11 protein-coding genes are annotated in these 12,053 nt (G+C 27.3%); 4 read left to right on the forward strand and 7 right to left on the reverse strand.

What is annotated here, in order from left to right; genetic code table 11:
• Positions 1–42: 42 nt before the first annotated feature.
• The 7 genes from B3Z56_RS16580 to B3Z56_RS16610 all read right to left on the reverse strand — a co-directional run bounded on the left by B3Z56_RS16580 (position 43) and on the right by B3Z56_RS16610 (position 7,052).
• On the reverse strand, positions 43–1,344 hold the full coding sequence (locus B3Z56_RS16580; RefSeq protein WP_346879213.1) for an alpha/beta hydrolase: 1,302 nt from the start codon (positions 1,342–1,344) through the stop codon (positions 43–45).
• Between the two features lie 139 nt (positions 1,345–1,483).
• The gene (locus tag B3Z56_RS16585; protein ID WP_346876979.1) at positions 1,484–2,026 is read right to left on the reverse strand and encodes a GNAT family N-acetyltransferase; all 543 of its coding nucleotides are present in this window, start codon (positions 2,024–2,026) and stop codon (positions 1,484–1,486) included.
• A gap of 688 nt (positions 2,027–2,714) precedes the next feature.
• Positions 2,715–4,400, reverse strand: a complete 1,686-nt coding sequence (locus B3Z56_RS16590; RefSeq protein WP_346846504.1) for a bifunctional metallophosphatase/5'-nucleotidase — start codon at positions 4,398–4,400, stop codon at positions 2,715–2,717.
• A gap of 186 nt (positions 4,401–4,586) precedes the next feature.
• A complete protein-coding gene (locus B3Z56_RS16595; RefSeq protein ID WP_346846503.1) occupies positions 4,587–5,006 on the reverse strand; it encodes a hypothetical protein in 420 nt (139 codons plus the stop codon).
• Positions 5,007–5,196: 190 nt separating this feature from the next.
• Entirely contained in the window at positions 5,197–5,472 is a 276-nt protein-coding gene (locus tag B3Z56_RS16600) for a YgjV family protein (RefSeq protein ID WP_414632288.1), read from the reverse strand.
• A gap of 297 nt (positions 5,473–5,769) precedes the next feature.
• Positions 5,770–6,588: an Mrp/NBP35 family ATP-binding protein gene (locus B3Z56_RS16605; RefSeq protein WP_346879214.1), complete on the reverse strand. Its 819-nt coding sequence runs from the start codon at positions 6,586–6,588 to the stop codon at positions 5,770–5,772.
• Between the two features lie 296 nt (positions 6,589–6,884).
• Complete coding sequence (locus tag B3Z56_RS16610) at positions 6,885–7,052, reverse strand: hypothetical protein (protein ID WP_346846500.1); 168 nt, start codon at positions 7,050–7,052, stop codon at positions 6,885–6,887.
• Between the two features lie 389 nt (positions 7,053–7,441).
• On the opposite strand from B3Z56_RS16610, the gene B3Z56_RS16615 reads away from it, so the two are divergent.
• The 4 genes from B3Z56_RS16615 to B3Z56_RS16630 all read left to right on the forward strand — a co-directional run bounded on the left by B3Z56_RS16615 (position 7,442) and on the right by B3Z56_RS16630 (position 12,008).
• Positions 7,442–9,034, forward strand: coding sequence for an ABC transporter substrate-binding protein (locus B3Z56_RS16615; protein ID WP_346879215.1), 1,593 nt, complete (start codon positions 7,442–7,444; stop codon positions 9,032–9,034).
• An 83-nt stretch (positions 9,035–9,117) separates the two neighbouring features.
• Positions 9,118–10,077, forward strand: coding sequence for an ABC transporter permease (locus tag B3Z56_RS16620; protein ID WP_346876982.1), 960 nt, complete (start codon positions 9,118–9,120; stop codon positions 10,075–10,077).
• Positions 10,070–10,915 (forward strand): ABC transporter permease, encoded by an 846-nt coding sequence (locus B3Z56_RS16625; protein WP_346846497.1) that lies wholly within the window; start codon positions 10,070–10,072, stop codon positions 10,913–10,915. Before B3Z56_RS16620 ends, B3Z56_RS16625 begins: the two co-directional genes overlap by 8 nt.
• A 73-nt stretch (positions 10,916–10,988) precedes the next feature.
• Positions 10,989–12,008 (forward strand): hypothetical protein, encoded by a 1,020-nt coding sequence (locus tag B3Z56_RS16630; protein WP_346879216.1) that lies wholly within the window; start codon positions 10,989–10,991, stop codon positions 12,006–12,008.
• Positions 12,009–12,053: the final 45 nt, after the last annotated feature.

Below are 12,053 nucleotides of genomic sequence, written 5' to 3' on the forward strand. Positions count from 1 at the left end.
TAATAATAAAAATTATCTAATAATTTTATTTAATTAACCTCTTTATTTTTTATCTACTAACAAAGCTTTTACACCATTTGCTAGATTATCTTGCCAATCATAATAAAGATGAGCACCTATAAAAGTTTCAGAAGTTACATTGTATCCTTTACTTTTTAATGTAGCTATCATTCTGTTATTTGCCTCCACATGACCTTTTGAAAATCCCTCTAGGCTTCCCATATTTAAATAGAAGTCTATTGGTAATACCTCTGAATCCTTGTATTCCTCTATTAGTTTACTATTTCCTTCAGAATCAAGTTGTATTTCTCCCTTATCATCAATAAACCATGCAAAGGCTCCTGATTGTGATAGAACATTTCCGAATATATCATATCCATTAAGTGCTGCATAAGCTGCAAATTGTCCACCTAAACTTAATCCTGTAATAATTGTATTTTTAGGATTTTTTGTCACCTTATAATTTTCCCTAACCCATGGTAATATATCTTCTGTAATAAATTTTAAAAATTCATTATTACAAATTAATTCTTTTGCTCTATTATCTGAGCCTTCAATAAATACAGCACAGGTAGGACTTATATGCCTATCACCTATGAGATTATCTAGTATTTTGGGAGCTTCTACTAAGTTTATATATTCCCATCCATCAGTAAACACCATTAGATTGTTATCACTTCCATCTTCTTCATATCCATAAGGGGTGTATATCCAAACTCTTCTTTCCTTTTTATCTGACTTAAGTTTAAATCTAGACATATGAATTTTTCCTGTTTTATTATCAGTTCTTTCCTTTGTCCATATTTTTTCTTTAGCCTCAGGCATCTCAATTATATTTTCGGTAGGTACAAGAAGCGCTATATCTTCTGGATTTTCTTCATCTCTTACAGGTGTATAAGTTTTAGGATTAAGAGGATCTATGATTACATCTTCATCCCTCCATTCATACTCTTCATTAACATTTGCTATCAATGTATATAAACAACGAGCTTTTTTAGATAAAATAGCACTTCTATACCATAAATCACTATTGCCTAATCTATATAAATTAGTTTTTTTATCGCCTTCTCCGAACATCCATCCTCCAAAGATTTCACTGAAAACAAATATATTATCAATTTCTCTATCCTGTCTCCAAATTACAGTTACAATTGAATTTTCTTCATCTCCCTCTATGTCTTCAATAAGAGGCGCCCCTTCTCTTTCGATCTTTTCCCAAAATATATCTATAGCATTATCATTTCCAGAATTCATATCCTCTTCAAGTTTTAATATCATTGGACTTAACATTTTTTTATTCTTCATAATTAATTTAGCAATAAGGTTATCTAATAGATACCTCAATCGCTTCCCCCCTTCAATTTAAGTATATTTTAATTTATTCTTTATCTAAACTTACTGAATTCAACTATTTAACTAGTTGTATAGTTCTATATTTAAATAGTTTCACAGGTAAATTTCTGTATATGAAACTATTTAAAATTTATTCGTTATGAGATTTAATGTCCATTACTATAAATTTAAATTCTCCATCTTCCATATACTCATCGCATTTTTTAAATCCTAGCTTGTTAAATAGTAACAATGATGGCTTATTATTTTCTTCAATCTCCACATATATTCTATTTATATCCATGGTATTAAATATATAGTTCATGGCTATCTTGATAGAGTCATAAGCTATGCTTTTCCTCCAATATCTTTTATCACCTATAGTAACTCCCATTTCCCCCTGCTTTGCAACTGTATCTATACTAAAGAAGTTGACAAAACCTATAAAATTTTCATCATTATCGGTGATTATAAAATACTTATACATTCGATCTTCTAATCTATCATTGATCACATTTCTTTCAAAGTTATCACAATAGATTTTACATTCTTGAATTAATTCTCTACTATTACTTGGTATAGGTCTTGGATCATACCTATTAATCTCCTTGTCAATTCTACAAGAAAACAAATTAATGATATCTCCTTTTTCTATGTCTCTTATCCTAATTTTCTTATCCTCATAATAATTCACTATTAAATCCCCCTTTTTCTACTTTATCTTTTTACTTTTTTAGAAATCCCCTTATTGAGCAACAAAAAAGCTGTAAGAAAGAATCTCTCTCTTACAGCCAAATCTAACATTTTTATTTTACTTAGTTAATATACTAAATCTCTAATTTAGTATATATCATCTACTTTACCCAGTATATACAGATAAAGTTTCATATTATTATATATCCTATAAATTCAAAGACACAGCAAAGTATTAAATATGTTACCATATTTACTCATACTTTAAGTACTTCTTTACATTTAGAAATATATATTAACAAATATTATTATAAACTTAGGACACCTTGTAAATCACAAATTATTTAAAACATAAATAATTGTGGCATTCACTAAAAATAATCCTATAAAATACCCTTCTTAAGATTCACATCTTAAGCAAAGCTAATTATAATAATTAAGTAAAATTTAGAAATAGCTCAATAAGATTGATTTCATTTCAATTGTTTTAAAAAGAAGTATCACAAAAAATCCTATAGATGTACTATAGACCTATAACGTAAACAAAACCTCTTTTAATTTAAATATTTTCTTTTCTCGAAAATTTAACTAACAATTGATTCTAATCAACATCTCATTGTCCCCTTCCTAAATTTAAAATTACAAGTATAATTTACCATAATAAATATATATAGTCAATACAAATATTCCTACTTCACATCTATTAAACCCAATTTTTTAAGTTCATCTATATTTAAAGCTTTATTATAGGGTAATTCAATACTACCTTCATTAACTAATTTAATTATTTTCTCTTTATATGGTGATTCCAAATTAACTCCAGTTATCTCCCAGTTATTATCCACTTGTGGAGATATAATACCTTGATTTTTAATATATTCTACTATCATATCTCTAATTGTATTAGAAGATTTCCAAATATAATTATTCTTTGCTAATTTTCTACCTTTTAAATTTGCAAAATAGCAATAATCACTGGTTGCTAATTTTAATTTTTGATTTTCTTTCACTAAATCACCTTTGAAAATTAAATCTACAATTCGATGACCTACTGGTTTAGAAATATCTACTTTATAATTTACTCCAGCAAAAAATTCATGTTGATATCCTGGAATATCCATGGTAAAGCTTATAGAAATATCTCCTGACTTCCACTGATTGTAAGCTGAAGCAGCCCATTCCATATAATTCTTTAACTCTTTCCCTGTAACTTCTACTACATAAAGAAAAGTAGTAAACTTGTATACATTGAAAATATGTCCATAAGTAATAACACCTTTTTTTATATTACTATCATCCCTAATTAAAGAAGTTGATGTAACATCTGCACCAGAATTTATAAGTTGAACCTTATTTATCAACTCTATAAGTGGAGTATCTCTAAGCCGTCCTTCAGGTATAAAGCTTATCTCATCCTTTGGTTGAAAATCTTCTGTGGCTTCTCCTATTATTTCTGTGACAAAATCCATAGTTGTTTCATGTGCTTTCTTAATAACTGGTAATCCACTTAACTCTTCGCTAGGATAATACGGCTTCATGGATACAACTTTAACTTGTCCATCTATAACATGATTATTATTGTCCAAGGTTAAATCAAAACGAATTACTTCCTGTCCACTATCTGTAGCCCCTCCAATGAGCGTTTTTCCTCTTTTTTCTTTTACTGTTATATGAAAATGCCCAACTACTAGTACATCTATCTCCGGACATAATCTCAATATTTTTTCAGCTGCATCTCTTTCATTCTTCTTATCATGTTCTGAAACCATGCTTGCATGAGCCATAACCATTATAATATCTACTTTATCCCTAATTTCACTTACATACCTATAGGCAGTTTCACCAAGATCATGAAAATTTAGATCCTTCACTAGATTTCCTACCCATCTTGGTACATTAGGAGTAGTTAACCCTATAATTCCAACTCTCACTCCACCACAATTTATAATTGTATGTGTCTTTACAAAGTCTTCACCACTTTCTCTATAGTCTACATTTGCTGAAAGAAATGGAAAGTTACTTTGCTTTTCAAGAGATTTTATTAAATCAAGTCCAAAGTTAAATTCATGATTTCCCAATACCATAGCATCATATCCCATAAAATTCATAGCAGAAATCACAGGATGTTTTTCATCCTTTTTATTACTATACATTTCATCTGTTAACGTATTTCCTTGAATTATATCTCCATTATCCACTACCAAAGTATTAAGATTTTCACTCTTAACTTGCTTTATATAAGAATAAATACGATTCATTCCACTATTATTGAAGCTTTCACCCTTATCATAGTTATATCCTAAAATGTTTCCATGTATATCTGTAGTTGCTAAGATTGTAATTTTCTTATTCTTTGTTGTAGTGATTCTATTCATTTATATTTAATCCTCCAGCTTAAAACATTAATTATTAATAATAACTTTCTCAACAATAATTTCTTAATTCAATTTTTTCTTATTATAATTATATCATTTGCTTCTGTATAATATATACTTTAGCATGGTATCTATCTTTTTCTCCATAAATAAAAAACGCATCTAAACACAGACACGTTTTCACTACTATAATTTAAAAATAAATTTTCCTATAGTTGTTTTTAGCTTAGTAGCTTCCATTATAATACCATATAAAATATTTACAATTACATATATTACTAAAAATCCTAATACTTTGTCTCCAAATCTATATCCAAAAGGCATTAATATTAAATTAAATAAATAGAGTAATGCAAAACTTACTAATAAACTTATGCTCTGATCAATTATATTAGCACCTAGTTTGGCTAAAAATCCACCTTTCTTTTTAACATTTTCATTAGAACACTCTTCTGCCTTTTCAGCTTCATCTATATGCTCTAATACTTCTTCATTTTCTAAAGTTGCTTCCATGTTTTCTTGTGTTTCAGCTATAGTTTCTTCTGTTACATTTTCCTCTTCTATACTTTCATTATCACTTTTTATATTTTCTTCATCCTTTAACATCCAATATCCTCCTTAAATAATAATTATAAACTCTCTGATAAATATACTATACTTTAAATTATCTGTAAATTAATTCTATGTAAACTTAGTATGAATTTACATAGAAAATTAACTTTTTAATTCTATATTTAAAGCTATAGTGTAATTTTTCTATTTCACTATAGCTTAACTTTTATTATTATATTAAAATTTAAATATTATTTTTAGTATTCATTTCTCTAAATAACTTGTATAAGTAATATAGATTTATAAAAACTATTATTGCATTAGCTATAGCTACAGGATATGCTCCAATAATCAGCCCGTATATTACAAATAATATACATCCCATTAAATTAATAAATCTTAGCTTAAATATTTTCTTCATAAACATAGAAATAGTAATTAGTATAGATGCTAAATAACCTATCCACTCAATCAATGTATCATTAAACATAGAACTCCTCCTAAAGTTTATTATATTCATTAATAAATAACAAACATTCACTCTAAATACTAATAAAACTAATGTTTTAAAAAATATGTTTATTTATAGTTTCTCTATTATATATTTTTTTATTTATATAATAATTATTTTTTATTTTAGTTTTTGGATTTTTATCTCTTATACAACAATGTAGCTCAATCCTTAGATTTAAATCAAAAAATATAAAAACTATCTCAAATCAAAGACTTAAGATAGTTTTTATATGATAAATTTTTATACTGTTATAAGCTGATATAATGATACACTAATCTATAAAAAAGTTATAATAATTATCTATTATAAATTATTAATTATGTTTTCAACAATTTTATTAAATATGTTTTTAAATTCATCTTGATGCTCTTCACCTTTTGATAAATTGCTTATACTACTTATCATAGGTAATTCACCTAAAAGATTTAAATCTAGATTTTTCAAGAACTTTTCTGTATCTTCTCCATTAAATAATTTAATTTTTTTATAGCAATCAGGACACTTAATATAACTCATATTCTCAATAACACCTAAAACTTTTATATTTAATTTTCTAGTCATATTAACTGCCTTTGCAACTATCATAGATACAAAATCTTGAGGAACAGATACCATTACTATTCCATTTATCGGAATATCTTGCATTACAGTTAGTGCTACGTCTCCTGTTCCTGGTGGCATATCAACAACTAAATAGTCTAATTCTCCCCAAATTACATCTGTCCAAAACTGCTTAACCATTCCACCAATCATAGGACCTCTCCAAATTACAGGATCTTCTTCATTCTCTACTAGCAGATTTAACGACATAACCTTTATTCCTTCTTGAGATTCAATAGGATATATATTTTTACCATCCGCCATAGCTTTTTGTCCTGTAATTCCAAGAAGTCTTGGTATACTTGGCCCTGTAATATCTGCATCTAAAATCCCTACTTTATATCCTTTTTCCTTTAATTGTCTTGCTATTAAAGTAGCCATGGATGATTTACCAACGCCACCTTTTCCACTCATAACTCCAATAATTTTTTTAACATTGTTTAAAGGATTGTTCTCAACTCCACAACTTCCTTTATCTTTACTGCATCCACCATTGGATGGACATGTATCACATGTTGACATAAAATCATCTCCTCATTATTATTGGTATTTACTAAATTTATATTACTGCTGTTTTAAATTGTTGTCAAATGCCAATAATGAAATTTATTATAATCCTATATGAATAAATTATATTTTTGTCTAGCATATTATAAAATTAAAATATAACATCTAAAAATTACTGTAATAATCTCTAAAGGATAACGACTTCTAAGTATCAAATAAATTGATACTTAGAAGTCTGTTAGTAAGCTTTAGGGGGAGAAAAACTCCCTCTAAAGCAAAGAACTATGTTTATATCATTAAAACATTTAATTTTATTCCCAAGTTTCACTACAGTAACTACATAATCTTTTATTGTCTAAACACTCCCTATTACCACATCGTATACATTCTTCATATCCTTCATCATAATAACTAATTTCATTTTCAAAATTATATTCTTCTCCTAAATTGTCTTCTGGTAATACATAATTATTCATCATATTTTCCTCCTAATTTTAATATTCCTTACTCCATAGAATTTAATAATATATTTTCCTGTTTTTAATATATTTATACTTAACAAACCATTTTATAATACAATTCACTATTATGAAATGTTAAGAATTTCAGAAATTATTATATGGCTTATTTCTGCCAGTTACTATTAGCAAAACCTTTAATTTATTATGTAATAAATTGTTGATTTTTGTAGTTATAACGTTTTCTGATAGACTGATTTTATTTATTTTAATTTATAATAAGAGTTATATACTAATATTTATTATGTTATCCTATATAAGGAATTGTTGCGTATTTTCACGTAACTACAACTATCATAAAATTCATTCATAAACATGAATTGATTTTACAGTGTATAAGGGGGATTACAATGAAAAAGACTAGATTCCTCAGTATTGGACTATCTTTAATACTATCCTTGTCCTTAATTGGATGTAGTTCAAAAAATAGTTCTACTAATACTGAGTCCAAAAAGAATGAAACTGCTCAACAACAAATAAAGGATGGAGGAACAATGATATTTTCTGCTAGAACTGATCCAAGTTGCCTAAATCCTTTTTTTCAACAAAACAGAGTTACTTATACAATAAACAATGCTTTATTTGATCCACTATATGTAGTTGATAAAGATGAAGTAAGATATTACTTAGCAGAAAGTATGGAAACTTCTGAAGATAAACTTACATATACATTAAAATTAAAAGATAATTTAACATGGCATGATGGTACAAAAATAACAGCAGATGATGTTGTTTATAGTGTAAATGTAGCTAAAGATGAAAGTCAGGGAATTGATGCTAGACAAACTTTTGTTATTGATAAAAAAGAAGTCCAAGCTAATAAAATTGATGACTTAACTGTTGAATTTAAACTTCCAAATACCTTTGCACCATTCTATATATCAATTGGAGATTTTAAAATAATTCCAAAACATATATTTGAGGGTGAAAGCAATTTAGCAGAATCAGATAAAAATAATACTCCAGTAGGTTCTGGTCCTTTTAAATTCAAAGAATGGAAAAAGGGTGAGATGGTAACCCTAGAAAGATTTGATGATTATTATTTAGGAAAACCTCATTTAGATAGTGTGGTTTATAGAATAATTCCAGATGATAATACTTCAAAAATTGCTTTTGAAAATGGAGAAGTTTCTGCAGCATATTTAGCTGAAGATAAGTTTGAAACTTTCTCATCAGATGATAGGTTTAAAACTCATTCTTTTGATGAAGGAATGCTAAACTATATTATACTTAATGAAAAAAATGAAAACTTAAGTAAAAAAGAAGTTAGACAAGCTATATCCTATGCCCTAAATAAAGAAGAGATTTTAAAAACATCCTATACTAATTTAGAAAATACTGAAAAAGCTTACTCTATTCTAACTCCAAATACAAAATTCTATACTGATGATGTAGAAAAATATGACCAAAATTTAGAAAAAGCAAAAGAGCTTATGGAAAAGTCTGGTGTAGGTAATATAAAATTGAATTTTCAATACACTCCAAAAGATAGCAAAATTGCTATGGTTGTTAAACAACAACTTTCTACTATCGGCATAGAAGTAGATGCTCAGCAAATAGATGACAATGTATACTTCTCAAAAATCCTTGGAGAACAAGAAAGAGATTATGATATACTTATAAATGGATATGTAATGGGAAATGATCCAGATGGATATTCTAGTGCTTATATGTCTAGTGGTAGCTTTAATGCTCAATGTTATAATAACAAAGAACTAGACAAGTTGTGGAAGGATGGAGCTTCTCAATCAGATGATGCAAAGAGAAAAGAATTATATGAAAAAATTCAAAAGACCATAGCTGATGATGCTGTAGTATACCCATTATATTATTCAAAGTCATTAATCGGAGTTGATGCTAAATTTGGTGGAATTGAAGATGCCAAATTAGTACCTATATATATGTTTGAAGATTTATCAAAAATATATATGATTCAACAATAAAAATATATTTCTATGGCTCATTTACCCTTTCCGGGTACTTGAGCCATTTTTACATAAATTTTTTACATAGAAAGGATAGTATTATGAAAAATAAAATTACAAAGAGAATTTTACAAGCTATTCCTATGCTTTTATTTATATCCTTTGTATCCTTTTTACTTATGAATCTGGCTCCAGGAGATCCAGCTCAAGGATATATAACCCCTAAAATGTCAAAGGAGCAAGCAGATTTAATAAGAGTAAGTCTTGGACTGGATAAACCTATGCTAACTAGATATTTCTTATGGCTAAAAAATGTATTAAGTGGTGATTTGGGTTACTCCTTGGTTTCTAGACAAGCTGTAGCTAGTGAAATTTCTTCAAGATTTTTTGCTACCCTTGGACTTATGGGTTCTTCCCTACTTCTAGCTATTTTAATATCAATTCCCCTAGGATTACATACGGGCATGCATAGAAATAAATTCTTAGACAGATTTACAAATATATTAAACTATATTGCAATCTCTATACCTAGCTTTTGGTTTGCAATGATATTGCTTTCAATATTTTCTTTAAAATTAAAGTGGCTTCCTAGTGTTGGTATGAGAACTATAGGTGTAACTTCAATATTAGATGTTATAAAACACGGTATATTACCTACTATAGTACTTAGTTTTTCTAATATAGCTGTTCTTACAAGATATGTACGTTCTTGTACTATAACAGAACTAAAGCAAGATTATATTGTTACCGCAATTTCCAAAGGCGCAAGTAAGAATAGAATTCTATTTAAACATATCATGAAAAATGCTCTTCTTCCAATGATAACAATTCTTGGAATGAGCTTACCATCTTTAGTTTCTGGTGCATTTATCACTGAAACTATCTTTGGATGGCCTGGTATGGGAAGACTTGGCATTAACTCAATAAAAGCCTTAGATTATCCAGTTATAATGGCTATGACTTTAGTTACCTCAATAATGGTTGTTATAGGAAATCTACTTGCTGATATTAGTTATGTACTAGTAGATCCTAGAATACGTAGGGGGGATGAAAATGTTTAGTATTAGATTTAAAGAAAATTTTATAAGAGAGCTTAAAAAAAATAAATTAGGAATATTTGCTTTAGTATGCTTAATTTTAATAATTATTTTATCTGTTTTTGCATTTTTGACTCCTTATAATCCTGATACTATTGATATGAGTAATCAATTTATTTCTCCAAATTTAAAAAATATATTTGGAACAGATGAACTCGGAAGAGATTACTTTACTAGAGCTTTATATGGTGCACGAATCTCCTTAATAGTAGGTGTACTCTCCATGATGGTATCTATATTCATCGGCACCCTAGTTGGTGCTATAAGCGGACTATTAGGAGGCAAAGTTGATGCTATTATAATGAGAATAATAGACATGTTAATGAGTATACCTCTATTCTTTTTACTACTAATAGTAAATTCTTATTTAAGACCAAGTATAGCCAATATAATAATCATTATAGGTATATTTGGATGGATGAGTATCGCTAGAATAGTCCGCTCAGAAACATTATCTATAAAAGAAAGGGATTATATTCTATGTTCTAAAGCCTTAGGTAGCAATAATATAAAAATAGTAAAAACACATATAATACCTAATGCTATTTCCACAGTAATTGTTGCAGCTAGCATAAATATAGCCGATGCTATACTTATGGAATCATCTTTAAGTTTTTTAGGTCTAGGGGTACAACAACCGATGGCTTCTCTCGGAAGCATGCTTCAAACTGCTCAAGCCAGAATTGGTGATAAGACTTACTTAGCAATTTTTCCAGGTCTTATGATACTATTAATTGTATTAAGCTTTAATGTTCTTGGTGATATCTTGAGAGTAGCATTAGATCCGTCTCAAGGAGAGTAATTAAAACATATAAGTATAAAAATAAAAATTATGCTATAATTTATATTATAACATAATTTTTTAGGAGGTTTTTATGGACACTTATACCCTTCCACTTTATCAAAAATCAAGCTTAAAAAAGTCTCTAAAATTTCTTTATTTATTTTTTGTACTATTTTTTTTAATATTATCTATTCTTATATTTATATTTATTACTAAAGAAAATCCCATTATGGGCATTGTTTTTAGCTTGATTTTACTTGTACTTTCTATTTTCTTTATGTATCTATTTATAAATATTGAAATTCTAAAGAAATTTCAAATTGAAATTACTTATGAATATATTAAAATCACTACACCATTTATTAAAAAATTTGCATTTTGGAAAGATATTTATAATATACAAATCTATAATTATCAAAATAATCCTATGTTATCTTTCTTGCTAATTAAGGACCTAAATAAAAAAACAAAATCATCTATATGTAATAATTTAAATTCACTTTTAGGGATTCCACCAACTTCCTTTCAGATATCTCTTAATCTTTTTAAAGATATAGATATGGAAAAACTTTATAATACTATAATTATGCAACTAGACAAAGTATCTGTAAATGATACTGATGTAATTACCGAGATTTCAAATAATATTTATAACAAACCAAATAATAACCTAATTAAATCAATTATACTTTCCTTTATTTTTACATTTATAATTGGAATTATATATGGATTCTCCATATATAAGCTAGAAAGCAATTATTTAATTATACCTATATTGGGTTCTTTATTAATTATATCTGTCTTTAATAAATACTATTTAGAAAAATCTTTTAAATTATCTATTAGATGTTTAGTAGGTTTTATCTGTTCTCTTCAAGTGCCTATTTCAATTATTTCTATGCTGTTCATAGATTTAAAATCATTATTACCACACACCAAATTACTAATGATACTAAAAATGTTAAAGTCAGATGTAAAATATATAATTTATAATCCCATTGACCATTTTTTACTCTTCTTAATTTTTATAGTATGTTTTGGAATTGGATTCTTATATGGAAGAGTTTCTAAAAAAAATTCAGAAGAAAACTCTGAATATCTAGATATATAAAAGAATCCTAGGTTAAATTACCACTAACCTAGGCTTCTTTTGCTA

Source organism: Clostridium sp. UBA7791 (assembly GCF_002480755.1).
In the GTDB taxonomy this organism is placed as follows: Bacteria; Bacillota; Clostridia; order Clostridiales; family Clostridiaceae; genus Clostridium_J; species Clostridium_J sulfidigenes.

Coding starts and splice junctions, on each gene's coding strand:
- B3Z56_RS16590 (WP_346846504.1), bottom strand. CDS start 4,400: ATGAATAGAATCACTACAACAAAGAATAAGAAAATTACAATCTTAGCA.
- B3Z56_RS16630 (WP_346879216.1), top strand. CDS start 10,989: ATGGACACTTATACCCTTCCACTTTATCAAAAATCAAGCTTAAAAAAG.
- B3Z56_RS16610 (WP_346846500.1), bottom strand. CDS start 7,052: ATGATGAATAATTATGTATTACCAGAAGACAATTTAGGAGAAGAATAT.
- B3Z56_RS16600 (WP_414632288.1), bottom strand. CDS start 5,472: ATGAATATAATAAACTTTAGGAGGAGTTCTATGTTTAATGATACATTG.
- B3Z56_RS16620 (WP_346876982.1), top strand. CDS start 9,118: ATGAAAAATAAAATTACAAAGAGAATTTTACAAGCTATTCCTATGCTT.
- B3Z56_RS16625 (WP_346846497.1), top strand. CDS start 10,070: ATGTTTAGTATTAGATTTAAAGAAAATTTTATAAGAGAGCTTAAAAAA.
- B3Z56_RS16615 (WP_346879215.1), top strand. CDS start 7,442: ATGAAAAAGACTAGATTCCTCAGTATTGGACTATCTTTAATACTATCC.
- B3Z56_RS16595 (WP_346846503.1), bottom strand. CDS start 5,006: ATGTTAAAGGATGAAGAAAATATAAAAAGTGATAATGAAAGTATAGAA.
- B3Z56_RS16605 (WP_346879214.1), bottom strand. CDS start 6,588: ATGTCAACATGTGATACATGTCCATCCAATGGTGGATGCAGTAAAGAT.